The 26,837-nt window shown below is 58.1% G+C and carries 25 protein-coding genes; 13 read left to right on the top strand and 12 right to left on the bottom strand.

Annotated elements, in window-relative coordinates; all coding sequences use genetic code 11:
* Nucleotide 1 precedes the first annotated feature (1 nt).
* Nucleotides 2-2,239 carry a glycosyltransferase gene (locus WD429_RS04560; protein ID WP_368420989.1) on the top strand — a complete coding sequence of 746 codons (2,238 nt, stop codon included), beginning with the start codon at nucleotides 2-4 and terminating at the stop codon, nucleotides 2,237-2,239.
* Between the two features lie 175 nt (nucleotides 2,240-2,414).
* The gene (locus WD429_RS04555) at nucleotides 2,415-3,269 is read left to right on the top strand and encodes a YbgA family protein (RefSeq protein ID WP_368421003.1); all 855 of its coding nucleotides are present in this window, start codon (nucleotides 2,415-2,417) and stop codon (nucleotides 3,267-3,269) included.
* Between the two features lie 3 nt (nucleotides 3,270-3,272).
* Here WD429_RS04555 and WD429_RS04550 read toward each other — a convergent pair whose 3' ends face one another.
* The 3 genes from WD429_RS04550 to WD429_RS04540 form a co-directional block, all read right to left on the bottom strand.
* Entirely contained in the window at nucleotides 3,273-4,001 is a 729-nt protein-coding gene (locus WD429_RS04550) for a YdiY family protein (RefSeq protein WP_368420988.1), read from the bottom strand.
* Nucleotides 4,002-4,027: 26 nt separating this feature from the next.
* Nucleotides 4,028-5,032 carry a rhodanese-related sulfurtransferase gene (locus WD429_RS04545; RefSeq protein WP_368420987.1) on the bottom strand — a complete coding sequence of 335 codons (1,005 nt, stop codon included), beginning with the start codon at nucleotides 5,030-5,032 and terminating at the stop codon, nucleotides 4,028-4,030.
* Nucleotides 5,033-5,120: 88 nt separating this feature from the next.
* Entirely contained in the window at nucleotides 5,121-5,855 is a 735-nt protein-coding gene (locus WD429_RS04540) for a DsbA family protein (protein WP_368420986.1), read from the bottom strand.
* Nucleotides 5,856-5,977: 122 nt separating this feature from the next.
* Between WD429_RS04540 and WD429_RS04535 the strand changes: the two genes are divergently transcribed.
* A complete protein-coding gene (locus tag WD429_RS04535; protein ID WP_368420985.1) occupies nucleotides 5,978-6,943 on the top strand; it encodes an NAD(P)H-dependent flavin oxidoreductase in 966 nt (321 codons plus the stop codon).
* A 246-nt stretch (nucleotides 6,944-7,189) separates the two neighbouring features.
* On the opposite strand, the gene WD429_RS04530 is transcribed toward WD429_RS04535, so the two are convergent.
* Nucleotides 7,190-7,591, bottom strand: a complete 402-nt coding sequence (locus WD429_RS04530) for a hypothetical protein (RefSeq protein WP_368420984.1) — start codon at nucleotides 7,589-7,591, stop codon at nucleotides 7,190-7,192.
* A complete protein-coding gene (locus tag WD429_RS04525; RefSeq protein ID WP_368420983.1) occupies nucleotides 7,588-8,454 on the bottom strand; it encodes a DUF6502 family protein in 867 nt (288 codons plus the stop codon). Before WD429_RS04525 ends, WD429_RS04530 begins: the two co-directional genes overlap by 4 nt.
* Nucleotides 8,455-8,597: 143 nt before the next feature.
* On the opposite strand from WD429_RS04525, the gene WD429_RS04520 reads away from it, so the two are divergent.
* Nucleotides 8,598-8,771, top strand: coding sequence for a DUF6435 family protein (locus WD429_RS04520; protein ID WP_368420982.1), 174 nt, complete (start codon nucleotides 8,598-8,600; stop codon nucleotides 8,769-8,771).
* Between the two features lie 96 nt (nucleotides 8,772-8,867).
* Here WD429_RS04520 and WD429_RS04515 read toward each other — a convergent pair whose 3' ends face one another.
* The 5 genes from WD429_RS04515 to tkt form a co-directional block, all read right to left on the bottom strand.
* Nucleotides 8,868-9,842, bottom strand: a complete 975-nt coding sequence (locus tag WD429_RS04515) for a DnaJ C-terminal domain-containing protein (RefSeq protein ID WP_368420981.1) — start codon at nucleotides 9,840-9,842, stop codon at nucleotides 8,868-8,870.
* A gap of 311 nt (nucleotides 9,843-10,153) precedes the next feature.
* Nucleotides 10,154-11,218, bottom strand: a complete 1,065-nt coding sequence (fba, locus tag WD429_RS04510; RefSeq protein WP_368420980.1) for a class II fructose-bisphosphate aldolase — start codon at nucleotides 11,216-11,218, stop codon at nucleotides 10,154-10,156.
* 49 nt (nucleotides 11,219-11,267) lie between these two features.
* On the bottom strand, nucleotides 11,268-12,428 hold the full coding sequence (locus WD429_RS04505) for a phosphoglycerate kinase (protein WP_368420979.1): 1,161 nt from the start codon (nucleotides 12,426-12,428) through the stop codon (nucleotides 11,268-11,270).
* A gap of 29 nt (nucleotides 12,429-12,457) precedes the next feature.
* The gene (gap, locus tag WD429_RS04500) at nucleotides 12,458-13,489 is read right to left on the bottom strand and encodes a type I glyceraldehyde-3-phosphate dehydrogenase (RefSeq protein WP_368420978.1); all 1,032 of its coding nucleotides are present in this window, start codon (nucleotides 13,487-13,489) and stop codon (nucleotides 12,458-12,460) included.
* Complete coding sequence (tkt, locus tag WD429_RS04495; protein WP_368420977.1) at nucleotides 13,489-15,489, bottom strand: transketolase; 2,001 nt, start codon at nucleotides 15,487-15,489, stop codon at nucleotides 13,489-13,491. The genes gap and tkt overlap by 1 nt, the downstream gene beginning before the upstream one ends.
* Nucleotides 15,490-15,680: 191 nt before the next feature.
* On the opposite strand from tkt, the gene WD429_RS04490 reads away from it, so the two are divergent.
* The 7 genes from WD429_RS04490 to WD429_RS04460 all read left to right on the top strand — a co-directional run bounded on the left by WD429_RS04490 (nucleotide 15,681) and on the right by WD429_RS04460 (nucleotide 22,963).
* Nucleotides 15,681-16,685, top strand: coding sequence for a metalloregulator ArsR/SmtB family transcription factor (locus WD429_RS04490; RefSeq protein ID WP_368420976.1), 1,005 nt, complete (start codon nucleotides 15,681-15,683; stop codon nucleotides 16,683-16,685).
* A gap of 146 nt (nucleotides 16,686-16,831) precedes the next feature.
* Nucleotides 16,832-18,022, top strand: a complete 1,191-nt coding sequence (gene metK, locus WD429_RS04485) for a methionine adenosyltransferase (RefSeq protein WP_368420975.1) — start codon at nucleotides 16,832-16,834, stop codon at nucleotides 18,020-18,022.
* Between the two features lie 106 nt (nucleotides 18,023-18,128).
* Entirely contained in the window at nucleotides 18,129-19,502 is a 1,374-nt protein-coding gene (ahcY, locus tag WD429_RS04480; RefSeq protein WP_368420974.1) for an adenosylhomocysteinase, read from the top strand.
* 12 nt (nucleotides 19,503-19,514) lie between these two features.
* Nucleotides 19,515-20,384 carry a methylenetetrahydrofolate reductase [NAD(P)H] gene (gene metF, locus WD429_RS04475; RefSeq protein WP_368420973.1) on the top strand — a complete coding sequence of 290 codons (870 nt, stop codon included), beginning with the start codon at nucleotides 19,515-19,517 and terminating at the stop codon, nucleotides 20,382-20,384.
* A 301-nt stretch (nucleotides 20,385-20,685) separates the two neighbouring features.
* Nucleotides 20,686-21,444, top strand: coding sequence for a transporter substrate-binding domain-containing protein (locus WD429_RS04470; RefSeq protein ID WP_368420972.1), 759 nt, complete (start codon nucleotides 20,686-20,688; stop codon nucleotides 21,442-21,444).
* A gap of 87 nt (nucleotides 21,445-21,531) precedes the next feature.
* Entirely contained in the window at nucleotides 21,532-22,203 is a 672-nt protein-coding gene (locus WD429_RS04465; protein WP_368420971.1) for an amino acid ABC transporter permease, read from the top strand.
* A gap of 13 nt (nucleotides 22,204-22,216) precedes the next feature.
* Nucleotides 22,217-22,963, top strand: a complete 747-nt coding sequence (locus WD429_RS04460; protein ID WP_368420970.1) for an amino acid ABC transporter ATP-binding protein — start codon at nucleotides 22,217-22,219, stop codon at nucleotides 22,961-22,963.
* Between the two features lie 21 nt (nucleotides 22,964-22,984).
* Here the strand turns inward: WD429_RS04460 and WD429_RS04455 are convergent, their stop codons facing one another.
* Nucleotides 22,985-23,515 (bottom strand): NUDIX hydrolase, encoded by a 531-nt coding sequence (locus WD429_RS04455; RefSeq protein ID WP_368420969.1) that lies wholly within the window; start codon nucleotides 23,513-23,515, stop codon nucleotides 22,985-22,987.
* A 12-nt stretch (nucleotides 23,516-23,527) separates the two neighbouring features.
* Nucleotides 23,528-24,571, bottom strand: coding sequence for a nucleoside monophosphate kinase (locus WD429_RS04450; protein WP_368420968.1), 1,044 nt, complete (start codon nucleotides 24,569-24,571; stop codon nucleotides 23,528-23,530).
* Nucleotides 24,572-24,770: 199 nt separating this feature from the next.
* Between WD429_RS04450 and WD429_RS04445 the strand changes: the two genes are divergently transcribed.
* Together WD429_RS04445 and WD429_RS04440 are read left to right on the top strand one after the other, a co-directional pair.
* A complete protein-coding gene (locus tag WD429_RS04445) occupies nucleotides 24,771-26,342 on the top strand; it encodes an N-6 DNA methylase (protein ID WP_368420967.1) in 1,572 nt (523 codons plus the stop codon).
* The coding region (locus tag WD429_RS04440; RefSeq protein WP_368420966.1) for a restriction endonuclease subunit S at nucleotides 26,332-26,837 on the top strand (506 nt) is incomplete at its 3' end. The genes WD429_RS04445 and WD429_RS04440, both read left to right, overlap by 11 nt.

Raw genomic sequence — 26,837 nt, 5'->3', positions numbered from 1 at the left:
GATGATCTTTCGCAATCCTTTAAAACTGCTGTTCTACCTCTGCCTGCTGATTGTAGTTCTGCTGGTGGGCTACAAGCTTTACCTGAACCTGTTTATGGAAGAGTACGAGGGCGTCCATACCGGGCAGGTGGAGCGTATAGAACGGCTGACTCAGGCGGGCGAGCCGTTCAGCTTTGCGGTGGTTGGCAATATCAACAACTCCGTGGGGATTTTTGAGCAGCGGATCATTCCCCTGCTCAACAACTCTGATCTCGATTTCATGGTGTCCGCCGGCAATGCCGTAAGCGGCGGCGGTGAGGACAAATACCGCGCCCTTCATGGCACCCTCAGCCACCTCGACATGCCCTACCTGCTAACGTTCGGAGCCCACGAATACGAGGACTTTGGCAGTTTCCGTTTCTACGATCACTTCGGTCCGCATTTCTTCAGTGTGGCCGTCGGAAACGCCCGCCTGATGTTTCTCGACAGTACCGGCAAAACGCCCTGGCAGTGGCAGGTACGCTGGCTGGATGACTTGCTGAGTCAGGACTCGTCCGCAGCACGGATTGCCTTTATCGGGCACCCACCGTTCGAGCCAGAAGGCGATATGCCTTTTGACCGGGATGAAGACTACCTCCACCCTGCTGAGTTTCGCGCAGCCCTGATTGGCATCGCCGACCGATACGACATAGACCGCGTGTTCTCGGCCAACCTGTCGGCCTTTTCCGAAACCCAGAGCGGTAACACTCAGTTTATTACCACCGGCGGTGCCGGCGGGCTGATACTGAACGATGACACCAGCTTCTACCACTACGTGCGAGTGGACGTGAGCGCCGATGGCGAGGTCAGCCATAGCCTGCAGCGGGTGGGCAATGGCCAGCACCCTGTCCTCAAACGTCTGGAAGGCCTTTGGTTCTTTATTTACTCGCTGTTTTACACCGGTTATATCAATTTCCTGCTGATCGTGGCGTTGTTCGCCGCCGTCGCTATCAAGCTCTACGGTGCCATCTTCGTGGCCAAGGACTATTACCCGGATTACGACCTGGACCCTGCCCCCTGGCTGGATAAACCCCTGCGCATTGCCATGTTCACCAACAACTATCTGCCATTCATCGGCGGTGTGCCCATTTCCATTGACCGGCTTCGCCGCGGGCTGGAGCATCTGGGTGACAGGCTGCTGATCGTGGCCCCCCGATACCGGGACCAATCTCCGGAGGAATCCGGGGTGCTGCGAGTGCCGTCGTTACTGGCGATGGGAGAAAAACGGGAATTCCGGTTGGCGAATATTTTTCTGGCCCGCATCCGCCGTGGTGTTCGCGACTTCCGGCCGGACATCATTCACCTTCACCACCCGATCTGGCTGGGTTCGCTGGGTCTGTTTATGGCCCGCAGGCTCAGGGTACCGGCGATCTACACCTACCACACCCGCCTGGAACACTACGCCCACTTTGTGCCCTTGCCGGGCATGCTGTTTCGCAACCTGATCTCTCACGCGTTGATCAAACGCTTCGCCAATAAGTGTGACGGGATCATTGTGCCGACCGACTCCACAGAGGAGTACCTGCGCATGATCGGCGTCAAAACACCGACTTTCGTTCAGCCGACCGGCATTGAATATCAACGTTTCCAGGACGTCACCCCGGAACAGGTTTTGGATCTTCGCAAGCAACTCGGGCTGGGCGCCGAAAAAGTCCTTATCAGCGTGTCGCGGTTGTCGAACGAGAAAAACATCGATTTCATGATTGAAGCCATCAACGAGCTGCGCCACCAGACCGACGTACCCTTCCGTTTCCTGATGATCGGTGACGGGCACCAGAAAGATCGCCTGCAGCAAAAACTCGAACACCTGAAGCTGGACGATCACGTCACGCTGGTCGGTGCCGTGCCGCCCGATGACATGGCCATCTGGTACAGGCTGGGGGATGCCTTTGTGTTTGCCTCCAAATCCGAAACCCAGGGCATGGTCATCCTGGAGGCGATGGCGGCCGGGTTGCCGGTGGTGGCCGTGCGTTCCAGCGGCATAGACGATGTGGTTCGCCACGGCGTCAATGGTTTCAAAACCCCGGAAAGGCAGGATCAGTGGCAAGAAGCTGTCAGGCAGCTACTGGAGAACGACGGACATCGTGAGGAACTGGCAAAGCAGGCACTGGCCTTTGCCCGGGACTTTTCCATCGACCGGTTCGCGGACGATATCCGGCGGATCTACGCCACCACCCTCGCGCAGGCTGATAAAAAACGAAAACGCCGCCACCGCGCCTGAGGCGGCGCTTTCGCCCCCTGCCCTGATCGGTTTAGACTGGAATCACGTATTTCCTGTGTACGTTCATGATCGGAGAAACAGTGTGAGTGGCATCCCCGTAGGAATAAGCGCCTGTCTGCTTGGCAAGGAAGTTCGCCATGACGGCGGCCACAAACATTCCCGCTAATGTACGCAGATCCTCTCAAAGCATTTTGAATTCCGGTCTGTCTGCCCGGAACTGGAGGCCGGGCTGGGTGTACCGCGCCCGGCCATTCACTTGCGCGAATACGAGAATGGCCTGCGGCTGACGGACACCAAAGGCACCGCGGACCACACCGAATCCATGCAGGCATTTATTGATCAGGTCATGCCGGCATTGGCCGACTTGCGTGGCTATATTCTGATGGCCAAATCCCCCAGTTGCGGTATGGAACGCATCAAAGTCCATAACGCAGAAGGCCAGGTGGTTCACCGTGATGGTCGTGGCATGTTTGCGGAGGCGCTGATCAGAACTTACCCGCTTATGCCGGTGGAGGAAGAAGGCCGGTTGAATGATGACATGCTGCGGGAAAACTTCATTGAACGGGTATTCGCTTACGACGACTGGATGCAGAACGTGGCCGGGGGCAACCTCTCTCCCAAAGCGCTGATCGAATTCCACACCCGCCACAAGTTTCAGTTGCTGGCCCATTCCGAACGCATTTACCGCCAGCTTGGCCCCATGTTAGGGGATCTGAAATCGCAGTCGCTGGCCGATCTGGCCGACCGTTACATTCACGGGTTTATGGAGGCGATGAGCCAGAAAGTCAGCCGCGGGTCCCACGTCAACGCCATGCAGCACCTGATGGGCTATCTGCGGGACGCCATGGCGGACGCGGATCGCAAAGTGCTGATGGAACAGATTGAGGCTTACCACCGGGGGGAGATTCCCCTCATCGTGCCGATGACCCTGCTGCGCATGGCCCAGCGCCGGGAGCCCGTGGACTACCTGAACACTCAACAGTATCTCACGCCCTACCCGGACGAACTCGGCCTGCGCAACAAGGTGTGAATGTCAGAAACCGTATAGCAGCGACAAGGAGGTTTCCGTATCAGTGTCGTCCGAGTCGGGCGGCGCGTCGGATACGTGTTCAACCCGGTACGCCACTTTCAGCGAGAGGTTGCCGACAACACTGGCCTGGATGGACGTTTCCGATTCGGTAATCACGTTGTTATCGTCCAGACCGATTTCCGTACTCAGCTTCTGGCGGAACAGGGACGTTTCGGACAGCGCGAAATCGAACTGGGCCGCCAGCCGCGCGATGGCCTCTTCTTCCTCACGGTTGCCGTCATCGTCTGGCACTTCCAGCTTGTTATACCGGTAACCGAGACCGGCAGAGAGGTCAAGGAAGGAACGTTCTCCCCAGTTCAGAAAGCGGTTACCGTAACCGGCGGTGGAGGAAGACTGGAAATCGTACCCGGAGAAGCGGTCGTCTTCATAGCTGCCGCGTAGGAACACATAGTGGTGTTCGTCGAACTTGTAGTTGGTTTCCAGTTCGGCGCGGTAACGCTCGGCGGTGGTTTCATCCTGCGCTTCGGAGTAGGCCGAGCGGAAATTACCGATGTTCCGCCATTCCGTCACTTCGTGAACCAGGCCGAGGCGGCCATTGACGTTGGTTTCCTCGGTGTTGCCGGTGGTTTTCAGCACACCCAGCTCCACCTCACCTTCCCAATCTTTGGCGTCGGCTCCCGCCAGGGGCGACATCAGAATGGCGGTGATGGCCGTAGCCTGTTTCAGTCCCATGGAGTCTCCTTTTACGCGTTCGCGGATTACCCGGCCCGCTCGCCCGCCACGCTTTTGCGCGCCTGACGTTCACGCTCCGCCTTTTTGTGGGCCTTGCGCTCAGCAATGAGGCGGGCGGCCTCGCCACCGACGTGGACCTCGCCACGCTCCCGTGCCAGACGCATCTGCCGCTCACGCTCTGAAAATCGGGCTTTCTGTTCGTCGGTCAGTGACTCGATGCACTGATGACAGCTCACACCCTGCTCGTACTCCGGGCGCTCTTTGTCTTCGTCGGTGATCGGCCGGCGGCAGGCGTGGCACTGGTCGTAGCCGCCGCGCTCCAGCTTGTGGTTCACCGTTACCCGATCATCGAAAACAAAACACTCGCCCTGCCAGAGGCTGTTTTCCTCGGGTACTTCTTCCAGGTACTTGAGAATGCCACCGTGCAGGTGATACACCTCCTCAAACCCCTGCTCTTTCAGAAACGCCGTGGATTTTTCGCAACGGATACCGCCGGTGCAGAACATCGCGACTTTCTTGTGTTTCGCAGGATTGAGGTTTCGCTTCACATACTCGGGAAACTCGCGGAACGTGTCAGTGGCCGGATTGACGGCATTTTTGAACGTTCCGATCTCCACCTCGTACTGGTTGCGAGTATCCACCAACACTACGTCGGGGTCAGAGATCAGATCATTCCAGTCACTGGGCTGCACGTAAGTGCCGACAATGCGCTGGGGGTCGATGCCATCCACTCCCATGGTGACGATCTCTTTCTTCAGCTTCACCTTGGTGCGTTTGAACGGCTGGATATCCACGAAGGATTCCTTGTAATCGATACCGTCAAAACGCGCATCGCTGCCGATCCATTCTTTTACCGCATCAATACCCTCGCGACTGCCGGCGATGGTGCCATTCACACCCTCTCGCGCCAGCAGCAGCGTGCCGTGCACATCTTTCGCCAGCAGCAGATCCGCCAATGGCTGGCGAAGGGCTTTGTAATCATTCAGCACTGCGAACTTATAAAGCGCACAGACCACAACGTTGTGACTCATATTTACTCCTGCGGGCCGGATCGTAAATCCGGAGCATGTGTATTGGTCAAGGAGCCCAGATTCTAATCAACCCGTGGCTCCAATCAAGTTAATCCTGATTACTGTTTGCCAGTTCGCGCTCCACCACGGCGGACAACTGCCCCCACCCCGGGCGGGTCAGGCGGATGTTATCCACCAGTACAGTCGGCGTGCTGGTAACACGCATCTGCATGGCCACGCGCAAACTCTGCTCCACAGCTTCCTTGTGCAGTTCCGTGTTCATGCAGTGGCGGAAACGACGCTCTTCCAACCCGAGGTCAGTGGCGTACCGTGAGAAGGTTGCCACCGGATCGCCGGAACCACTCCATTCCGTTTGCATGTCAAAGAGCTGATCGTGCATGCCCCAATAGGCACCCTGGTCGCCGGCGCACCGTGCCGCCTGGGCCGCTGGCTGCGCGTTCTGGTGCTGCTGCAAGGGCAGATCGAAATATACGAAACGGACGCGCCCGGACTCCACATACTCCTCTTTGAGGCGTTGACTGGCATCAGAGAATCGCCCACAGGCGGGGCATTGATAATCGGCAAACTCCCGAACCACCACCGGTGCGCCTTCATCGCCCACGGACACCCCATAACGGTCCAGTTCGGCCGGGAATGCGTCGGCGTCTGGTGCGGCAACGGGCAATTCGTCTGAGGTTTTATCCGGCGCGGCAGTCAGGAAGAACACGCCAATGATCACCAACAAAATGACCAGCACCGACACCCCCAGAGCGAGTGGCTTACGGTTGCTATTTTTTGCCGGTGAAGGCTGACCGGTTTCCTTGCGACGTTTTGCTTCGCCCATACAAGCTCCTTTTTTATTTCTTGCTGTGTTATTGATTGGTGACAGGATATGTTCAGAGTTTCGTAAGCACGCTAAGATCCTTTATATCCTACTAAAGTTCCAACAAAAATTAAGGAATACTCATGGCTTTGCCCGATTCCCTAAAAAACTGCCTGTCTCTGCCGCTGGTGGCAGCCCCCATGTTTTTGATTTCCGGCCCGGAACTGGCTCTGGCCTGCTGCAAGCAGGGCATTGTCGGAAGTTTCCCGGCGCTGAACCAACGCACCAGCGAGGGCTTCGAGGAATGGCTGATTCAGATGAACGAGGAACTGGCCGCGTTCACTGAGCAGAACCCCGATACGACGGTTGCCCCGTACGCCGTCAACCTGATTGTGCACCGCACCAACCCGCGCTGGCAGGCGGATCTGGAACTGTGCGTGAAGCACAAGGTGCCCATGATCATTACCTCGCTGGGTGCCGCCAGCCAGGTGGTGGAAGCCGCGCACAGCTACGGTGGCGTGGTGTTCCATGACGTCACTAACCAAAAACACGCCCGAAAAGCGGCGGAAGCCGGAGTGGACGGCGTTATCGCGGTCGCCGCCGGAGCGGGCGGCCATGCCGGCACCATCAACCCGTTTGTGCTGGTGCACGAGATTCGCGATGTGTTCGAGGGCACGATCCTTCTGGCCGGTGGTTTGTCTCAGGGTGAAGACCTGCTGGCAGCGCAGGCAATGGGTGCCGACCTGGCCTACCTGGGTACGCGCTTCATCAACACCGAGGAATCCCTGGCCGACGAGGCCTATCGCAACATGATTATTGAGGCGGTGTCTGGCGACATCATTCACACGCCGGCGGTGTCTGGCGTGCCCGCCAGCTTTATGCGCCAGAGCCTGGAGGCGGCCGGCTTTCCCATGGACAAGCTGAACCAGACTGGCGAAGTGAATTACGGGGAAAAGCTCAAACCCATTGCTGACGAAGCCAAGGCGTGGAAAACCGTGTGGTCCGCCGGTCAGGGGGTCAGCCAGATTCACGATGTGCTGTCGGTTGAGGCGTTGGTAGCACGGCTTACCAGCGAGTATCACCGCGCCAGACAACGGCTCTGCGGCTGAGCAAGGCCGATATTAGTCTTCTTCCAGTTCAACTTCCTCGGCCACGAAGTTTCCGCTACCCGTGGTGGGCTCCTCCGTATATTCAACCTCAATGAACGGACGTTAATTCCGATCCCGACCCCACCTCCGCTACCACCGCAGCCCACGAGTATCAACGCGGCCAGAGGGGCTGCGTGAGAGGTCAGTGTTCGGTTACCGGGAAACGGTTTCATAGCTAGCTCTCCATGATCAGCCGTAACGGCCAGTTTATCCGATGTCATTATACCGCCGGCGCCGGATCGGCGGGGCCATGTTCAGGGCTCGCTCCAGTTGCCAGCCATTCTGCAGACGGGGCTGGCCTGGCGCGTAGGCACTTCGGCGCAACAGCAGTTGCCCGTTGATGTGTTCTTCCACAATGCCTTTGCGGAGCAGTTCGTTGAGGATGACCGACGGAGTCAGGTCCTGACTCGCCTGAGTGACCAATCGCTCAAAGCCGTTTGCGCCGTGCCCGGCTATATTCAAGATGACCGGCTCGTTGTAATCGTCCAGGTAGTTAGCCGCGCTGATCCAAAGTCGCACAACCTGTCGGGCACCGGCTGACAGCAAGGTGCTGACCAGCTCGGCAGGTTCCCAGCGGCAGGTTTTGCCGGGTCCACTCATGACAGTCATTCGCTTGGCTCCCCACTTGAACCCGGCTGGACCGGGTCCTCAAAATAGAAAATGCTGATGCCGGTCCTGACCGGCTCCCCGCTCTGGCTGTGCCCTGATGCGCCTGCAATATCGCGATCATGGGGCCCCAGCCACTGATCGAGTTGCACCAGGAGTGCCTGGGATTGTGCCGCGGCGTGCTTGCGCCAGCGGTCTATGATTTCCGGGGGAACGTTGTTGTACGTCAGCGTACGCTGGAACAGTGGCTGACTGCCTGACTCACCACTGACCAGATTGTGATCAACCGTTGCTATAAGGTCTGATACGTCTTCACCGAAGATTTGGAGCATTTCCTCGCTGTCTCCGGCTGGTACGTAGGCACGCTGCTTCAACACCAATTTGCCGGTTGCATCGTCAACACCCACGATACCCACCCGGACAAGCTCATCAAACACCGCCCTGGGCGGCATATCGCCGCTATAGCGTTTTACCAGTTCGCTGAAGCTCAGCGGCCCGTCAAAATCAAGCAATGCCGGTTCCCCGTTCCGGTTCTGGAAGGCCGCATCGTGCACCCAGCCAGACACCACCCGTGAAGCCCGGTTGGCATGGCCTGTCCGTGCAGTACCGGTGCCTTCACCGGTAAGGATTTCACGGTGACGCTTCACCTCTTTACGGGTCAGGCCTGTCATCACGGCTGCCCGGGAATCCGTAGGTTTCTTGCGACCATCGCCGAAATCCTCCAGGGCTGCTTCCACATACGCGCGCTTGACCAGATCCGAAAACTCACCGAATGGAATGCCATTGCGAAGCAGGAGCCGGGCGAGCGGGCGTAGAATGCGATACAGCGCCCGATGCAGGGGGTGGGTGTTGGACGTTGTCATCATCGTGGTCGCTTAGCCCAAACTATATTTTGGGAATTTAATCCCAATTTATTTTGAATGTCCAGTTTTGTGCATTAAAATTTGATGAACTTTTAACGACCGACCGCGTAAGCTCTTCCTACACGGCAACAGACAGGAAACGATTCATGCTGGGATTTTTGAAAAGTGACCCGAAGAAAAAACTGCAGAAAGCGTACGAAGACAAGCTGACCAAAGCGCTTCACGCACAACGCAACGGCGATTTACGTGCCCATGGCACGCTGATGGAAGAAGCAGAGAAGATTTACGCGGATATTCAGGCGCTGGAAAAGCGGGAATAGAAAACGGTCGGGGCTGAGTGTCGGGGCATCACCACTCCCCCCGGTCGCACCCACAACCAGAATCGGATCTTTACTGGTCATTCGCAACTCCCCAGCTTACACATGAAGCTTGCTGCGTGGGTTGAACTGCTTTTCCGCTTCAGCCAGCTTTTCGTAGAGCGTTGCGGCTGCGTCGGAGTGATGCTCGGGCATTACGATTTGCAGGATCACGATCTGGTCCCCCGGGTACTTGCCCGGCAGCCCTTTGCCTTTGAGTCTAAGCTTGCGACCACTGGACGAGCCTTTGGGTACTTTCACACTGACTTTGGAGCCCACTGTCGGCACGGTGACCGACGCGCCGAGCGCCGCCTCCCAAGGCGTAACCGGCACTGTCACCATCACGTCACGGCCTTCAACACTGAACAAGGGGTGAGGTGCCAGCTCCACCTCAATCAGCAGGTCCCCGGCCTCACTGCCGCCCACACCCGGCGAGCCCTGCCCTTTCAGGCGCAGGTGTTGACCGTCACGCATGCCAGCAGGAATTTTCACTTTCAGGTGCTTCGACCGTGACACGATCCGGCCGCGGTCATCGGCTTCGTGAACCATGAACGACACCTGCTTTTCGCAACCGTGGAACACTTCTTCAAGAAACAGGGCCAGCCGGGCGTGGACGTCTTCGCCCCGCATGCGATTACTCTGACGAAAATCATGGCCGCCTCTAAAGCCCTGGCTCGAATACCCGCCACGGCCACCCCCAAAAATTTCTTCGAAGAATTCGCTGAACTGGCGGGCGTCTGCTTCGGTGTAACCACCACGCCCGAAACCGGAGGCGCTCTGCCATCCCGGAGGCGGCTGAAACGAGCCATCCTCCCGTACGTTGTACTTTCGCAGCTGATCGTATTCGGTCCGCTTTTCGGGATCTTTCAATACTTCGTAGGCTTCGCCCAGGTCTTTGAATTGCGAGTCGGCATTCTTTTCCTTGCTGACGTCCGGGTGATACTTCCGGGCGAGCTTGCGGTAGGATTTTTTAATTTCCTCGGGAGAGGCGGACTCGCTCACACCGAGCACGGCGTAATAGTCTTTGAAGTCCATTCGGGGCCTCACCACTGGTTATTCTGCGGAGCGGTTTTGCTCGTCGACTATTCTTTATAGTTGATGAGGTTTTGGAAATTACAAGGCTGGGGTTGTTGTTTATTGAGGTTATGGCCGGCTCTTCAAACAATCACGGTATATCAGCAAAGTCAGACGAAATTGGGGCGTGGGCCCTGTTCAAAACTGTCTGTGGCCATGGATGGCCACAGCCAAGCCCTACAGGGACGTACTTGCGGGCGTGTTTTGAACAGGGCCTCCGCCCCAATTTAACTCCATAGCCCGCAGGCTAGGAGGGTAACGAACTCCGAAGCTTACTTAACCTTCGGGTCCAGCTCGCCAGCCGCATACCGCTCGAACATACGCTCCAGGTTGATCGGCTTGATCTTGCTGGCGTTGCCGGCACAACCGAAGGCTTCGTAGCGGGCGATGCACACATCGGTCATAGCCTTCATGGTTGCCTTGAGGAATTTGCGCGGGTCAAACTCGGCCGGGTTCTGGGCCAGGAATTGGCGGGTTGCGCCGGTGCTGGCCAGGCGCAGGTCGGTGTCGATATTGACTTTGCGCACGCCGTGTTTGATGCCTTCGACGATTTCCTCTACCGGCACGCCGTAGGTTTCCGGGATCTCGCCGCCGTATTCGTTGATGATTTTGAGCCACTCCTGGGGTACGGAGCTGGAGCCGTGCATGACCAGGTGGGTGTCTGGAATGCGTTTGTGAATGGCTTTGATTTGCTCGATGGCCAGGATGTCACCTGTGGGCGGACGGGTGAACTTGTAGGCGCCGTGGCTGGTGCCGATGGCGATGGCCAGGGCGTCGACGTGGGTTTTCTTGACGAAGTCAGCGGCTTCTTCCGGGTCGGTCAGCATCTGGCTGTGGTCCAGGGTGCCTTCCGCGCCGATGCCGTCTTCTTCACCGGCCTGACCGGTTTCGAGGGAGCCGAGGCAGCCCAGCTCACCTTCTACCGATACGCCGCAGGCGTGAGCCATGTCGACGGTGCGGCGGGTGACGTCGACGTTGTAGTCGTAATCCATCGGGGTTTTGCCGTCTTCACCAAGGGAGCCGTCCATCATCACCGAGCTGAAGCCCAGTTGAATGGAGCGCTGGCACACGGAGGGGCTGGTGCCGTGGTCCTGGTGCATGACCACCGGGATGTGCGGCCATTCTTCGATGGCCGCGAGGATCAGGTGGCGCAGGAAGGGGGAACCGGCGTATTTTCTTGCGCCGGCGGAGGCCTGGACAATGACCGGAGAGTCGGTTTTGTCGGCGGCTTCCATGATGGCGCGCATCTGTTCCAGGTTGTTGACGTTAAAGGCTGGCACACCGTAACCATGCTCGGCGGCGTGATCCAGCATTTGCCGCATCGAAATCAGGGCCATGGGTCGTCTCCTTCGTTGGACGTTTGTTTGGTAGTTGAATTCTTTTCGTTTATGCGCCGCGCTCTTCGAGCACAGCTACGGCCGGCAGGGTTTTGCCTTCCACGAACTCGAGGAACGCGCCACCGCCGGTGGAAATGTAGGAAATCTTGTCAGCCACGCCGTACTTGTCAACGGCGGCGACGGTATCACCACCACCGGCCAGGGAGAAGGCGTCGCTTTCCGCGATGGCGTTTGCCAGGGTTTTGGTGCCGTTGCCGAACTGGTCGTATTCGAACACGCCGACGGGGCCGTTCCAGAGGATGGTTTTGGCGTTTTTCAACAGCTCGGCGAACTGGCCGGCGGTTTCCGGGCCAACGTCGAGGATCATGTCCTCACTGCTGACGTCGGAGATGTTCTTGGTGGTGGCGGTGGCGGTTTCGGCGAATTCGCTGGCAACCACCACGTCGACCGGCAGCGGGATATTCACGCGTGAGGCAATCTCTTTGGCGGTGTCGACCAGGTCGTGTTCGCACAGGGATTTGCCGACCGGGTGGCCGGCAGCCGCCAGAAAGGTGTTGGCGATGCCGCCGCCGACGATGATCTGGTCGCAGACGTTTTCCAGGGCGTTCAGCACGTCCAGTTTGGTGGACACTTTGGAGCCGCCAACGATGGCCACGACCGGTTTGGCCGGGTTGTCGAGGGCTTTGCCGAGGGCGTCCAGTTCGGCCGCCAGCAGCGGGCCGGCGCAGGCTTCGGGGGCGAATCTGGCGACACCGTGGGTGGAGGCCTGGGCGCGGTGGGCGGTGCCGAAGGCGTCCATGACGTAGACGTCGCACAGGGCGGCGTATTGTTTCGCCAGGGTTTCGTCGTCTTTCTTTTCGCCTTTGTTGAAGCGGACGTTTTCGAACAGGACGACTTCGCCGTCGGCCACGTCAACGCCGTCGAGGTAATCCTTGATCAGGCGGACTTCCTGGCCCAACACTTGGGTGAGGTGGTCGGCGACGGGCTTCATGGAGGCCGCTTCGTCATAAACGCCTTCTTCTGGGCGGCCGAGGTGTGACATCAGCATGACTTTCGCGCCGGCATCTTTCGCGGCTTTGATGGTGGGCAGTGACGCGCGAATGCGGGCGTCACTGGAGACCTTGCCGTTTTTGACCGGTACGTTGAGGTCTTCGCGTATCAGTACCCGCTTGCCGGCGAGGTCCAGGTCGGTCATTTTTTTAATGGCCATGTGTTTCGTCCCTTCCACAAAATTTCAGATCAAGAATGTTTGGTTAGCCAACTTTTGCTGACATCGAGCATCCGGTTGGCGAAGCCCCACTCGTTATCGAACCAGCACAACACTTTTACCATGGTGCCGGAGGTCACCCGGGTTTGGCCGCCGTCGACGATGCCGGAGTGGGCGTCGTGGTTGAAGTCGGAGCTAGCCAGCAGTTCGTCGGTGTAGCCGAGGATGCCTTTCAAAGGGCCGTCTGCAGCGGCTTTCAACAGCGTATTAACCGCCGCTACGTCGGTACGCTCACGGACGTTGACCACCATGTCGATGGCCGAGACGTTCATGGTCGGCACGCGCATGGCAACGGAGCTGAACTTGCCTTCCATCTCTGGAAGCAACCGTTCTATGCCCTTGGCGAGGCCGGTATCCACCGGAACGATGTTGTGCAACGCGCTTCGGGTTCTGCGCAGGTCCTGGTGATGATAGGCATCGATCACGGGTTGATCGTTCATCGCTGCGTGGATCGTGGTGGTGCTGCCCTGTTCAACGCCCAGGGCGTCATCCAGCGCTTTGATGACTGGTACCAGGCAATTGGTGGTGCAGGAAGCCGCCGCAACGATGGTATCGCCAGCCGTGAGTTCGCGGTCGTTAATGCCAAACACCACGGTACGATCCACATCGGATTCCGCAGGCTGGGAAAATAGCAGCCGTCGCGCTCCGGCGGCGATGTGTTTCTCCGCCGTCGCCCGGTCAGAGTAGGCACCGGAGCACTCCAGTACCAGATCCACATCCAGCAGACGCCAGGGCAGGTCCGCCGGGTCCGGGTGTCGCAGCACGCGTATGGCGTCGCCATTCACCATCAGGTTGTCACCCTGCACCGCAATCTCACCCTGGAATCGGCCATGGGTGGAATCGTAGCGGGTCAGGTGCGCAATGGTGTCGATGTCCGACAGCTCATTGATGGCCACCACCTGCAGCTGATCGCGAAAGCCGTTTTCGTAGAGCGCGCGCAACACGCATTGGCCAATGCGGCCATACCCGTTGATTGCGATGCGAAAAGGCTTTGCGTTGCTCATCAGGCTTCCAGCAGTTCCCCAGCCACTTCCAGGATGTTATCGACGGTGAAGCCGAATTCCTTGAACAGCTCGCCAGCCGGGGCGGACTCACCGAAAGTGGTCATACCAACCACGCGGCCGTCCAGGCCCACGTACTTGTACCAGAAGTCGGCAATGGCGGCTTCGATGGCGATGCGGTTGGTGACTTCCAGCGGCAGTACCTTCTGCTTGTACTCGGCACTTTGCGCGTCGAAGGTGTCGGTGGACGGCATGGAAACGACACGCACGTTTTTGCCCTGTTCACGAAGTTTGGCGGCGGTGTCCTGAGCCAGCCCTACTTCAGAACCGGTGGCGATCAGGATCAGGTCCGGGGTGCCTTGGCTGCCGGACAGGATGTAAGCGCCTTTGGCCACATCGGCCAGTTGCTGGGCGTCACGCTGCTGGTGCGGCAGACCCTGACGGGAGAAGACCATGGCCGTCGGGCCGTCGGTGCGCTCAAGCGCGGCTTTCCAGGCGACGGCGGTTTCCACGGTGTCGGCCGGACGCCAGGTGCTCATGTTCGGCGTGGTGCGCAGGCTGGCCAGTTGCTCGATGGGCTGGTGCGTGGGGCCGTCTTCACCGAGGCCAATGGAGTCGTGGGTGAACACGTAGATGGAACGCTGCTTCATCAACGCCGCCATGCGCACGGCGTTACGGCAGTATTCCATGAAGATCAGGAAGGTCGCGCCGTAGGGCACGTAGCCGCCGTGCAGCGCGATGCCGTTCATGATGGCGGCCATGCCGAATTCACGCACACCGTAATAGATGTAGTTGCCGCTGGCGTCTTCTTTGGTCACGCCTTTGGAGCCGCCCCAGATAGTGAGGTTGGAACCGGCCAGATCGGCAGAACCACCCAACAGTTCCGGCAGCATCGGGCCATAGGCGTTCAGGGTGTTCTGGGACGCCTTGCGGCTGGCGACGGTTTCGCCCTTGTCCTGACACTCCTGAATGTACGCCTGGGCTTTTTCGGAGAAATCCGCTGGCAGATCGCCGGCCATACGGCGCTTGAATTCGGCGGCCAGTTCCGGCTCCGCTTTGGCGTAAGCAGCGAAGGTCTCTTCCCACGCTTTCTCGGCGGCTGCGCCTTTCTCTTTGGCGTTCCACTCGGCGTAAATCACAGACGGCACTTCAAACGCACCGTGGGACCAGCCCAGTTGCTCACGAGTCAGGGTAATTTCGTCATCGCCCAGCGGCGCGCCATGGCAATCTTCCTTGCCCTGCTTGTTGGGAGAGCCGAAGCCGATGATGGTCTTGCAGCAGATCATGGTGGGCTGGTCGGTGTTGGCACGAGCCGCTTCAATCGCTGCGCGGATGGCTTCGGCATCGTGGCCGTCAACCGCCGGAATAACCTGCCAGCCGTAGGCTTCGAAACGCTTCGGGGTGTCGTCGGTGAACCAGCCGTCCACTTCACCGTCGATGGAAATGCCGTTGTCATCGTAGAAGCAGATCAGCTTGCCCAGGCCCAGGGTACCGGCCAGGGATGCCACCTCGTGGGAGATGCCTTCCATCAGGCAGCCGTCGCCCAGAAAGGTGTAAGTGTAGTGATCAACGATATCGTGGCCGGGGCGATTGAACTGTGCCGCCATCGCCTTCTCTGCCAGCGCAAAACCGATGGAATTGGCGAAACCCTGGCCTAGCGGGCCGGTGGTGGTTTCAACGCCCGGGGTGTACCCGTATTCCGGGTGGCCCGGTGTTTTCGAGTGCAGCTGACGAAAGTTTTTCAGATCTTCGATGGAAACGTCGTACCCGCTCAGGTGCAGCAGCGAATACTGCAGCATGGAGCCGTGACCGTTGGACAGCACGAAGCGGTCACGGTTGGCCCATTGCGGGTTAGCCGGGTTGTGGCTGAGGTAATCGTTCCACAGCACCTCGGCGATATCCGCCATGCCCATGGGCGCACCCGGGTGGCCGGATTTGGCTTTCTGAACCGCATCCATGCTCAGCGCGCGAATGGCGTTGGCGAGATCTTTACGAGACGGCATTGACGTTTCTCCAATGTTTATCGGGAAAAATAGAACTGCTCAAAAATAAGGCGCGTATTTTCGCCGATTAGTGTGTGCGGGAGCAAATCGGGTTTCCCGAAACAGGCCCCTTTCAAAAAATGTAAATCTATATCAATATTTTTTGATATGCCTATTGATTGACCAGCCCAACCCCCCTAAACTTGCCAACCATGACATCCATGACCACACACGCCGCCGATCCGTCCTCCGTGGACGCCCTGGCTCCGATCTATAAAGCGAGCGGGGACCCGTTGCGCCTGGAGATTCTGCGTGTGCTGCGCCGTGACACCTTCGGGGTGCTGGAGCTGAGCCAGCTATTCGACATGCGCCAGTCCGGCATGAGTCACCACCTGAAAGTGATGCACAAGGCCGGGTTACTGGAGCCCCAGCGGGAAGGCAACGCGATTTTCTACCGTCGCCCGCTGAGCCTGGACAGCGACAAGCTCACGGACCAGACCATTCGCCAGGTGTTCGAAGCGGTGGACCGGGTGCCCTTGCCATCTCACCTGAAGGAAAAAATAGAGGCCATCCGCAACCAGCGGGCGGACCAGTCACAGGCGTTTTTCTCCCGCCACGCTGAGCAGTTTCGCGAGCAGCAGGAGTTGATAGCCGCCTTTGACCTCTACGCCAAACCGGTTGCCGACCTACTTCGCAAACGGGCTGACCGGAACCCCTGGCACACCGCATTGGAAATCGGCCCCGGTGAAGGCGCGTTCCTGCCCACCCTGGCCCGCTTGTGTCACCACGTAGTGGCGCTGGATAACAGCCGCGACATGCTGGCGAAAGCCACACGGACCTGCATCGACGAACGGCTGAACAATGTCGATCTTATCGAAGGTGTTACAGACAACCTGCTGGCCCGCGGTGATGCCTTTGATCTGGTCGTCGCCAACATGGTGTTGCATCACGTTCCCAGCCCGGTGGACATTTTCCTCGACGCCGCAGCACTGATGAACAACGGCGGCTGTTTTGTGGTCAGCGACCTGTGCAGCCACGATCAAGACTGGGCCAAGGCCAACTGCGGCGACCTGTGGCTGGGTTTCGAGCCAGAAGAACTCACCGCTTGGGCGGCCGACGCTGGCCTGGTCGCCGGGGAACAACTGTTTATAGGCCTGCGCAACGGTTTCCAGATACAGGTGCGAGAATTCTGGAAAAGCAGCGGGCAGAACGGATGACTAACATCGCAATATCAATAAGTTTTGATATACAGATACGTAGCTTTACGTATCCTTACATTAACCAACAAACCGGTAACCGGAAGATACTTCAAGAAAGTCACTTACCGGTCTGAAATTGAAACGCTCACAGAGGGGCACGCTTTATGGCTGACTACAACATCTTCACCTCCGAATCGGTCTCTGAAGGCCATCCTGACAAACTGGCGGATCAGATTTCCGACGCCGTTCTGGATGCCATTCTCACCGAAGACCCCCACGCCCGTGTTGCCTGTGAAACCATGGTAAACACCGGTGTGGCTATCGTAGGTGGTGAAATCACCACCAGCGCCTGGGTGGACCTGGAAGACCTGGTACGGGGCGTGATCACCGACATCGGCTATACCTCGTCTGACGTGGGCTATGACGGTGCCACCTGCGGCATCATCAACATCATCGGCAAACAGTCTGTCGACATTGCCCAGGGCGTTGATCGCCAGAAGCCGGAAGATCAGGGTGCTGGCGACCAGGGCCTGATGTTCGGCTACGCCAGCAACGAAACCGACGTACTGATGCCGGCTCCGATCACCTTCTCGCACCGCCTGGTGCAGCGCCAGGCCGAAGCCCGCAAGAGCGGCCTGCTGCCGTGGCTGCGCCCGGATGCGAAAAGCCAGGTCACCTGCCGCTACGAAAACGGCCGCGTGTCTGGCATCGACGCCGTGGTGCTGTCCACCCAGCACGACCCCGACGTCTCTCAGGAAGATCTGAAAGAAGCGGTGATGGAGCTGATCGTCAAGCACGCCCTGCCCGCAGAGCTGCTGCACAAAGACACCCAGTTCCACATCAACCCGACCGGCAAGTTCGTCATCGGCGGCCCCGTAGGCGACTGCGGCCTGACCGGCCGCAAGATCATCGTCGACACCTACGGCGGCATGGCCCGCCACGGTGGCGGTGCCTTCTCCGGCAAAGACCCCTCGAAGGTTGACCGTTCCGCTGCCTACGCTGGCCGTTACGTGGCCAAGAACATCGTCGCCGCCGGCCTGGCCGACAAGTGCGAGATCCAGGTGTCCTACGCCATCGGCGTGGCACAGCCGACCTCGATCTCTTTGAACACCTTCGGCACCGGCAAGATCAGCGACGACAAGATCATCGACCTGGTGCGCCAGAACTTCGATCTGCGTCCCTACGCGATCACCAACATGCTCGACCTGCTGCACCCGATGTATCGCCAGACCGCAGCTTACGGTCACTTTGGTCGCGAGCCGCAGGAGATGACCGTTGGCGGCAAGACGTTCACCGCGTTCCCATGGGAAAAGACGGATCGTGCCTCGGTTTTGAAAGACGCTGCCGGCATCTGATAATCGCGGCTCCCGACACCACCAAAATTAGCGGTACCGGAGATCAAACTCCGGGGCTAAAAAACACTGACACGAGAGCACCAATATGAGCACTCCAGCAGAAAAAATGAACAATTTCGAAGACTACAAAGTACGCGATATGTCCCTGGCCGACTGGGGCCGCAAAGAAATCAACATCGCGGAGGGCGAAATGCCCGCGCTGATCAAACTGCGCGAAAAGTACAAAGCCGAGCAGCCGCTGAAAGGCGCGAACATCATGGGCTGCATCCACATGACCATCCAGACCGCCGTGCTGATCGAAACCCTGGTTGAGCTGGGTGCGAGCGTGCGCTGGTCATCGTGCAACATATTTTCCACCCAGGACCAGGCCGCTGCCGCCATCGCCGCACAGAACATTCCGGTGTTTGCGTGGAAAGGCGAAACCGACGAAGAATACGACTGGTGCCTCGAACGCACCGTCGGTGCCGACGTCGACGGCTGGGAACCCAACATGATCCTGGACGACGGCGGCGATCTGACCGCCCTGCTCCACGAAAAGTATCCGGAAATCCTGGCCAACTGCCACGGCGTGACCGAAGAAACCACCACCGGCGTACATCGCCTGCAGGAAATGCTGCGCGACGGCACCCTGAAAGTACCGGCGATCAACGTCAACGACGCTGTCACCAAATCCAAGAACGACAACAAGTACGGCTGTCGCCACAGCCTGAACGACGCCATTAAGCGCGGCACCGACCACCTGATGGCCGGCAAAAAAGCCCTGGTCATCGGATATGGTGACGTCGGCAAAGGCTCTGCCGCCTCCCTGCGCCAGGAAGGCATGATCGTAAAAATCACCGAGGCCGATCCGATCTGCGCCATGCAGGCGTGCATGGACGGTTTCGAAGTGGTTTCGCCTTATCTCAACGGCGTGAATACCGGCACCGAAGCGGGCATCGACAAGGCGCTGCTGCAGAACACCGACCTGCTGGTAACCACCACCGGTAACATGAACGTGTGTGACGCCAACATGCTCAAGGCGATCAAGACCGGAGCCGTGGTGTGCAACATCGGCCACTTCGACAACGAGATCGACACCGCCTACATGCGCAAGAACTGGGAGTGGGACGAGGTCAAACCGCAGGTACACGTGGTGTATCGCGACAAAGCCACCAACGACCACCTAATCCTGCTGTCCGAAGGCCGCCTGGTAAACCTGGGCAACGCCACCGGCCACCCGTCACGGATCATGGACGGTTCCTTCGCCAACCAGGTGCTGGCGCAGATGTATCTGTTCGAGCGCAAGTTCGCCGATCTGCCTGAAGACGCCCGCGCCAAGGGTGTTTACGTTCAGGTGCTGCCGAAAGAGCTGGACGAGGAAGTGGCCCGCGCCATGGTGGAAGGCTTTGGAGGCGTAGTCACCAAGATGACACCCGAGCAGGCCAAATACATCGGCGTACCGGTCGAAGGTCCGTACAAGCCGGAAACCTACAAGTACTGATTGGGTATCAAGATGGAATCCCAGACACAGTTCAAGCGCCGTTTCAGCTTTGAGTTTTTCCCGCCCAAGACCGATCAGGGCAAGGAAAAACTGCAGAACGTGCGAAACCAGCTGGCCAAGGTAAATCCGGATTTTTTCTCGGTGACCTTTGGCGCGGGCGGTTCTACCCGGGACCGCACCATTGAGACCGTTCTGAGCCTGCATGAACAGGGCATCTCCACGGCTCCCCACCTGTCCTGCGTGGGTGGCACCCGCCAGGACATCGGCGAGCTGCTGGATTTGTATAAAGAGAACGGCATCAACCGCATTGTCGCCCTGCGGGGCGACCTGCCCTCGGGCATGGGGGCAGCCGGTGAACTGCGCTACGCCAACGAGTTGGTGGCGTTCATCCGGGAGCACAGTGGCGATCACTTCAACCTGGAGGTGGCCGCCTACCCGGAGTTTCATCCTCAGGCTCGCAGTGCCGAAGAAGATCTGAAGAACTTTGCCCGCAAAGTGGAAGCCGGGGCCAACAGCGCCATTACCCAGTACTTCTTCAATGCGGACAGCTACTTCTACTTCATCGACCGGCTGGAGAAAATGGGCGTTACCATTCCGGTGGTGCCGGGCATTATGCCCATCGTCAATTTCTCCAACCTGGTGCGTTTCTCCGACATGTGCGGTGCGGAAATTCCGCGCTGGATTCGCAAGCAGCTCGAAGCCTATGGCGACGACAGCGACTCCATCCGCAAGTTTGGCGAGGAAGTGGTCACCGAGATGTGCGAGAAGCTGCTCAGGGCCGGCGCGCCGGGGCTGCATTTCTATACCCTGAACCAGGTGGAACCCAGCCTTTCAATCTGGAAAAACCTGGGCATCAGTGAGCGGGAGAAGATCGCTTTTTGATGTTTGCCACCTTGTTGGATTACGGCCCTTTGGGCCTAATCCAACCTACATGACTGATCCGACCCGCGGGCATTAAACCAATCCGTAGGTTGGATTAGGTCCACTGGACCGTAATCCAGCAACTGCCTGCCCCCAGCTCCGCCTCCCCAAGCATTTGATTTTATGCACCTCTCCGGTTAATGGTCTAAAGTGTAATGGATGCAGTTCCATTAACGCTCCCCGAGAGACACCGTCACCAACCGTGGCTTTCGGCCTGCCTTACCGGGCAAAGGGGGCTTCATAAGAAAGAAAAGGAGAAAGCATGAGCACGAAATGGCTGAAGACCCTCGGCACCACACTGGCAATGACCGTGGCTGCGGGAACCGTTAGCGCTGAAACGCTCAAAGTCGTGACCGACCCCAGCTTCGTACCCTTCGAGATGATGGATCAGGAAACCGGTGAAATGATCGGTTTCGACATGGAGATTATCCGCGAGGTAGCTGACCGCGCCGGGTTCGAGATTGACCTCAACACCATGGATTTCAATGGCATCATCCCGGCACTGCAGACCGGTAACGTGGATATCGCCATCGCCGGTATCACCATTACCGACGAGCGTCAGGAAATCGTTGATTTCTCCGATCCTTACTACGATTCCGGCCTGCGCATTCTGGTACGCACGAGTAACGACGATGTCCAGGAAATAGCTGATCTGGAAGGCAAAAAAATCGGCACCAAGATCGGCAGCACCAGCTACGACTACCTGATGAAATCCCTTGATGAAAACGATGGGGTCACCCCATACCCAGGCAGCTCTGACATGTACATGGCACTGATGTCTCGGGCGGTCGACGCGGTATTCTACGATGCCCCTAACGTGGGTTACTTCGCCAGCACCAAGGGTGAAGGGAAGGTCAAAGCCGTCGGCGATCTGTACGAAGGCCAGCAATATGGCATTGCCCTGAAGAAAGGCAGCGAATGGGTGGATGAAGTAAACGACGCCCTCGCGTCCATCAAGGAAGACGGCACCTACAAAGAAATCTACGAGAAGTGGTTCGGTGAAATGCCGGAAAGTGAATAAGGTCTGAGCGTTTATTGACCTGATATCCCGTGCCGGGGCACTCAGCCCCGGCCGTATCTGATTCCCACTGTCTCCGGAGACTCTACCGTGGAATTCCAGTTTCAGTTCGACTGGCAAGCCGCCATCGACTCGATACCCTTTATCATCAAGGGCATCCCCTACACCCTGTTAATCTCGTTCGGCGGTCTTGTGATCGGCTTTGCCCTGGGCATTATTTTTGGGCTTTTGAGCATCAACAAAAAGTGGTTTTTCAAGTGGCCAGCCACGGCCTACATCGAAATTTTTCGCGGCACCCCGATACTCGTGCAGGTTCTGTTCATCTTTTACGGCCTGCCTGACCTGATCGGAGCCCCGGTTGACCCCCTGACCGCCGGTATCGCGGCCATCGCGCTGAACTCAGGTGCCTACATCTCAGAGGTCGTCCGCGGCGGCGTTCAGTCCATCGACAAAGGCCAGACCGAAGCCGGGCTGTCACTCGGGTTGTCACGCACCCAGACGTTCTGGTCCATTACCTGGCCACAAGCGTTCCGCCGCATGATCCCACCACTGGGCAACCAGGCCATTGTCAGCATCAAGGACACCTCTCTGTTCTCGGTGATCGGCGTTGGTGAACTGGTCCGTCAGGGCCAGATCTACATCGCGAACACCTTTACCGCCTTCGAGGTGTACTTTGTGGTCGCCATTCTCTACCTGGCCATCACCCTGTCACTGTCCCTGATTCTGCGCCTGGTCGAACGGCGCGGATTGGCTTCTGTCTGAAGGAACGTTACCCATGACTCAGATTGTGAAAATGAAGGGCATGAACAAATACTTCGGCAGCCTGCATGTCCTCAAAGAAATTGATTTAACCGTCGAGCAGGGCGAAGTCGTGGTCATTATCGGTGCCAGCGGCTCCGGCAAGTCCACTCTGATCCGCTGCGTCAATGGCCTTGAAGAATTCGAATCCGGACAGCTCGAGGTGGACAGCCAACCGCTCGCACCCAAGAGCGGCAACCCGAAATCGCTGGCGGAAATCCGCAAGGAAGTCGGCATGGTGTTCCAGCAGTTCAACCTGTTCCCTCACCTGACGGTGAAAAAGAACATCATGCTGGCCCCGCAGAAGGTCAAGAATGCCCCCGAAGTGATCGCCAACGCCACCGCCGAACGCCTGCTCAACCGCGTCGGTATCGGCAACCAGGCGGACAAATACCCCAGCCAGCTCTCCGGTGGCCAGCAGCAACGTGTAGCCATCGCCCGGGCACTGGCCATGGACCCACGCCTGATGCTGTTTGATGAGCCTACTTCAGCGCTGGACCCGGAAATGATCGGTGAAGTGCTGGACGTCATGCGGGAACTGGCCAAGGAAGGCATGACCATGATGGTGGTTACCCACGAAATGGGCTTCGCCCGGGAAGTGGCTGACCGGGTGATCTACATCCACGAAGGGCAGATTGTGGAAGAAGGCAAACCCGCTGATGTGTTCGACAACCCCCAGAACGAGCGAACGCAGGCGTTCCTGTCACGGGTACTGGCGCACTGAGTTGCGCCAGTTCTCCGTTTCTCAAGCCGGTTGCAGAACCAGCTCACGGGAAATTTTCTCCAGCATGAAGGTTTCCCGCTGAATCGACTGCCCCATGGTTTTTTCCTGGCGGGCCATCACCTTCTGGTTGTGGCTCACCGCCTCCGACACTGAGACCCAGGCGGGCCTCATACCGTTGGCAACCTCGTAGCTTTCCATCCGCACTTCCGCCAATTCGGGCGCAACATCGCACACGAAGAAGTGCGAGGTCATGTGCATCAGGTCGTATTGCGGCTTCCAGTGCGGGCGATACTCTTCAATAAAGCCGTAATGGTTTTTTACCTGAACATCCCGGGCACCGGTTTCTTCCTCCAGCTCCCGCGCCAGGGCAACGGTAATCTCTTCACCTTCATCAATACCGCCGCCGGGCAAACTGAAATCGTTGTAGCGCTCGGTGAACAGCAGCAGGATCTTGTCCTCCCGGAGCACGATGCCGCGCGCCGCATGACGCCGGAGAACGCGACCCTCGCGGCTGCTCAGCTCAGGGTGGATCATTTCTTTGAGAAGTTTCATGACCGTCCTGACTCAAGCGTTTTTCGGATAAGGCCGCAGGCCAAGAAGAATCTCGGCCTTCTCAGTCAGCGGCTGCGCCATCAACTGCGGATCGGTGTATGTGGCGAGCTGGTCACGGAACAGCGCGTAGACCGCTTCCCGGTCCTGGCTGGTGTCGATTTCAGCGCACTTGTCTTTTTCCTTGAACAGCTCAACCGTCGGCAGCGTCTCCGCTTTGAACGTGTCGAACCTCCGCTTCATCGCCTCGACATTATCATCCGCCCGGCCGGAGTATCTGGCACGGCCCAGAATACGCTGTTCAAGTACTTCAAACGGGCACTCAAAGTACACCATGGTGGGAAGCTCGGCCTCGCGACCAAACACCTCGTACCAGGCTTCCAGGTTGGACAGCGAGCGGGGAAAGCCGTCAATCAGAAAGTTTCTCTTGCCCGTGGTTCGGGTGGTCCGCTCCATGGCGTCCTTCAGCAGGCGCACCACGATTTCATTCGGTACCAGCTTGCCCGCAGCAATGTACTCCTTGATAACCTCCTGGGTCGGGCCACCGGCCTCCTGCTCGGCGCGCAACAGATCACCGGTGGACAGGTGTGTCCAGCCCAGCTGGATCTCCGCCAGTTCACACATGGTGCCCTTGCCGGCACCGGGGCCGCCAAGCACGTAGACCACGTTCGGCTCCGGGCAAGGTTCACGCGGGTCACAATAGTGAATGGTTACCTGGGGTGCCGGGGCGACGCCCATCTTGTAAACGTTCCAATCACGATCCGTAGGCGGCAGCTCGTCCTCGCAGGTCAGCTCATAAGCGAGATGGCCATCGAGGCGGCAAATACGCCAGGATTTATAACTGTTGGAGTAGGAAATCGCAGGGCTTCTGGCCGATTTGCCATCGGCGCGATCCCAGGCCATTTTACCGTTCCAGTAACCGGCAGTGGACACCACGCCTGATTCGGATTTGGTGGGCGGTGCCTCAGAGGGCACATACAGGCCATCAACCTCAGGCAGGCCGGAGCCGGATACTTCAATGAACAGGGTGTTGGCTTGGGGTTTTGTTGATTCTGTCATACATCCTCTCGTGCGTGGTTAGCAACTCGGGAGGGAGCGTTTGCCTACAAAAGCGACCTCGACGAAATAGCTGCCGACTATAGCAAACCCATGCCAGCTTTTCCCCCTTGATTGCCCAACCCCAAACCGCAACAATGCCCTGCAAATCGACCAACCGGCGGCATCCACCCAGCTGCTGCCTCAGGATGCAGTCATTCCCATGGCCAAAGCCCAAAGCAAAAAAACCACCAAAAGCTTCGAACAGACCCTCTGGGACACCGCCGACAAACTGCGCGGCACGGTGGAATCCTCCGAGTACAAACACGTGGTGCTCAGCCTGATCTTCCTGAAATTTGTCAGTGACAAATTCGAGGAACGTAAGCAGGCGATGATCGACGAAGGCCAGGGCGACTACGTGGACAGAGTAGAATTCTACGCCATGAAAAACGTGTTCTACCTGCCGCCGGAAGCCCGCTGGAGCTTTATCCGCAAACACGCCAAGCAGGACGACATCGCCCTGAAAATCGATACGGCGCTGTCGACTATCGAGAAAACCAACAAATCCCTGCGCGGTGCCCTGCCGGACAACTACTTTTCCCGCCTGGGCATAGACGTGAGCAAACTGGCTGCGCTGATCGACTCTATCGACAACATCGACACCGTGGAAGACCGGGAGCAGGACGTCGTGGGCCGGGTGTACGAATACTTTCTCGGTAAATTCGCGGCCACCGAAGGCAAAGGCGGCGGCGAGTTCTATACACCAAAATGCATCGTTAACCTGCTGGCAGAGATGATTGAGCCGTTCCAGGGCAAGATCTACGACCCGTGTTGTGGCTCCGGCGGCATGTTCGTGCAGTCCATCAAGTTTGTGGAAAGCCACCAGGGCAACCAGAAAGACATCTCCATCTACGGCCAGGAATACACCGCCACCACCTACAAACTGGCCAAAATGAACCTCGCCATTCGCGGCATTGCCGGCAACCTGGGGGACGTACCGGCTGACAGCTTCTTCAAGGACCAGCACCCGGACCTGAAGGCGGACTTCATCATGGCCAACCCGCCCTTCAACATGGACCAGTGGCGCGCAACCGACGAACTCACCGACGACCCCCGCTGGGCCGGCTATGAGGTACCGCCCACCGGCAACGCCAACTACGCCTGGATACTGCACATGATCGCCAAGCTGTCCGAGCACGGCACCGCCGGGTTCGTGATGGCCAACGGCTCCATGTCCACCAACACCAAGGGCGAAGGCGCCATCCGCCAGAAGATGGTCGAAAACGACCTGGTGGACTGCATGATCGCCCTACCCGGCCAGCTGTTCTATACCACGCAGATTCCGGTGTGCCTGTGGTTCGTCACCAAAAACAAAAAAGCCCAGACCATCCCCGGCCACACCGACAGCAACCACCGCAACCGCGAAGGCGAAACCCTGTTCATCGACGCCCGGAATATGGGCAGCATGATCAGCCGCGTACACAAGGAACTCACCCCCGACGACGTCGCCCACATCGCCCGCACCTACCACGCTTGGCGCGGTGAGGCGAAAGACGGCGACTACGATGATGTACCCGGCTTCTGCAAAGCCGTCACCCTCGACGATATCAAGGCCAACGATTACGTGCTCACCCCCGGCCGCTACGTGGGCGCGGCGGCGATTGAGGATGATGGCGTGCCGTTTGAGGTGAAGATGGCGGAGCTGAGCCAGACGCTGTATCGGCAGATGGCTGAGGGGGAGACGTTGGATAAGGTGATTCGGGGGAATTTGGAGGGGTTGGGTTATGGGGAGTGAGTGGCGCAGAGTTCCAATCTCAGATGTTTGCGAATTAATCGTCGACTGTGTAAATAAAACCGCACCCACCGTTAATGAACCAACACCCTACAAAATGGTTAGGACACCAAATGTGAAGGGAGGAAGGGTCTCAACTGCTGACTGCAAATTCGTCACTGAACACACTTTCGAAAAATGGACTCGGAGAGCCGAAGTACGTGTAAACGATGTTCTGCTGACCCGCGAGGCACCGCTTGGAGAGGTCGGCATAGTAAAAAGCCATGAAAAGCTCTTCTTGGGCCAGAGGCTTATGCAATACCGAGCCAATAGGAACGTGCTAGATCCGGACTATTTAGTCTATGCGTTTCTATCCAGAGACCTGCAGCATCAATTCAATATGCATGAAGGCTCTGGCTCTGTAGTGAGCCACATACGGGTCGGCGATTGCTCGAAATTTGAACTCAATCTCCCACCCCTGCTGATCCAGAAGCGGATAGCGAATATTCTCGGCACACT

It is taken from the genome of Marinobacter sp. (genome assembly GCF_040904845.1).
In the GTDB taxonomy this organism is placed as follows: domain Bacteria; phylum Pseudomonadota; class Gammaproteobacteria; order Pseudomonadales; family Oleiphilaceae; genus Marinobacter.
Note: the sequence above shows the minus strand (reverse complement) of the source record. Positions and strands in the feature narration are given on the sequence as shown.

Coding starts and splice junctions, on each gene's coding strand:
- fba (WP_368420980.1), bottom strand. CDS start 11,218: ATGGCCCTGATTTCGATGCGGCAAATGCTGGATCACGCCGCCGAGCAT.
- WD429_RS04445 (WP_368420967.1), top strand. CDS start 24,771: ATGGCCAAAGCCCAAAGCAAAAAAACCACCAAAAGCTTCGAACAGACC.
- WD429_RS04455 (WP_368420969.1), bottom strand. CDS start 23,515: ATGAAACTTCTCAAAGAAATGATCCACCCTGAGCTGAGCAGCCGCGAG.
- WD429_RS04530 (WP_368420984.1), bottom strand. CDS start 7,591: ATGACTGTCATGAGTGGACCCGGCAAAACCTGCCGCTGGGAACCTGCC.
- WD429_RS04545 (WP_368420987.1), bottom strand. CDS start 5,032: ATGAGTCACAACGTTGTGGTCTGTGCGCTTTATAAGTTCGCAGTGCTG.
- WD429_RS04535 (WP_368420985.1), top strand. CDS start 5,978: ATGGCTTTGCCCGATTCCCTAAAAAACTGCCTGTCTCTGCCGCTGGTG.
- WD429_RS04515 (WP_368420981.1), bottom strand. CDS start 9,842: ATGGACTTCAAAGACTATTACGCCGTGCTCGGTGTGAGCGAGTCCGCC.
- WD429_RS04490 (WP_368420976.1), top strand. CDS start 15,681: ATGACATCCATGACCACACACGCCGCCGATCCGTCCTCCGTGGACGCC.
- WD429_RS04540 (WP_368420986.1), bottom strand. CDS start 5,855: ATGGGCGAAGCAAAACGTCGCAAGGAAACCGGTCAGCCTTCACCGGCA.
- ahcY (WP_368420974.1), top strand. CDS start 18,129: ATGAACAATTTCGAAGACTACAAAGTACGCGATATGTCCCTGGCCGAC.
- WD429_RS04560 (WP_368420989.1), top strand. CDS start 2: ATGATCTTTCGCAATCCTTTAAAACTGCTGTTCTACCTCTGCCTGCTG.
- WD429_RS04470 (WP_368420972.1), top strand. CDS start 20,686: ATGAGCACGAAATGGCTGAAGACCCTCGGCACCACACTGGCAATGACC.
- metF (WP_368420973.1), top strand. CDS start 19,515: ATGGAATCCCAGACACAGTTCAAGCGCCGTTTCAGCTTTGAGTTTTTC.
- WD429_RS04460 (WP_368420970.1), top strand. CDS start 22,217: ATGACTCAGATTGTGAAAATGAAGGGCATGAACAAATACTTCGGCAGC.
- WD429_RS04505 (WP_368420979.1), bottom strand. CDS start 12,428: ATGGCCATTAAAAAAATGACCGACCTGGACCTCGCCGGCAAGCGGGTA.
- WD429_RS04525 (WP_368420983.1), bottom strand. CDS start 8,454: ATGATGACAACGTCCAACACCCACCCCCTGCATCGGGCGCTGTATCGC.
- gap (WP_368420978.1), bottom strand. CDS start 13,489: ATGAGCAACGCAAAGCCTTTTCGCATCGCAATCAACGGGTATGGCCGC.
- tkt (WP_368420977.1), bottom strand. CDS start 15,489: ATGCCGTCTCGTAAAGATCTCGCCAACGCCATTCGCGCGCTGAGCATG.
- metK (WP_368420975.1), top strand. CDS start 16,832: ATGGCTGACTACAACATCTTCACCTCCGAATCGGTCTCTGAAGGCCAT.
- WD429_RS04450 (WP_368420968.1), bottom strand. CDS start 24,571: ATGACAGAATCAACAAAACCCCAAGCCAACACCCTGTTCATTGAAGTA.
- WD429_RS04550 (WP_368420988.1), bottom strand. CDS start 4,001: ATGGGACTGAAACAGGCTACGGCCATCACCGCCATTCTGATGTCGCCC.
- WD429_RS04520 (WP_368420982.1), top strand. CDS start 8,598: ATGCTGGGATTTTTGAAAAGTGACCCGAAGAAAAAACTGCAGAAAGCG.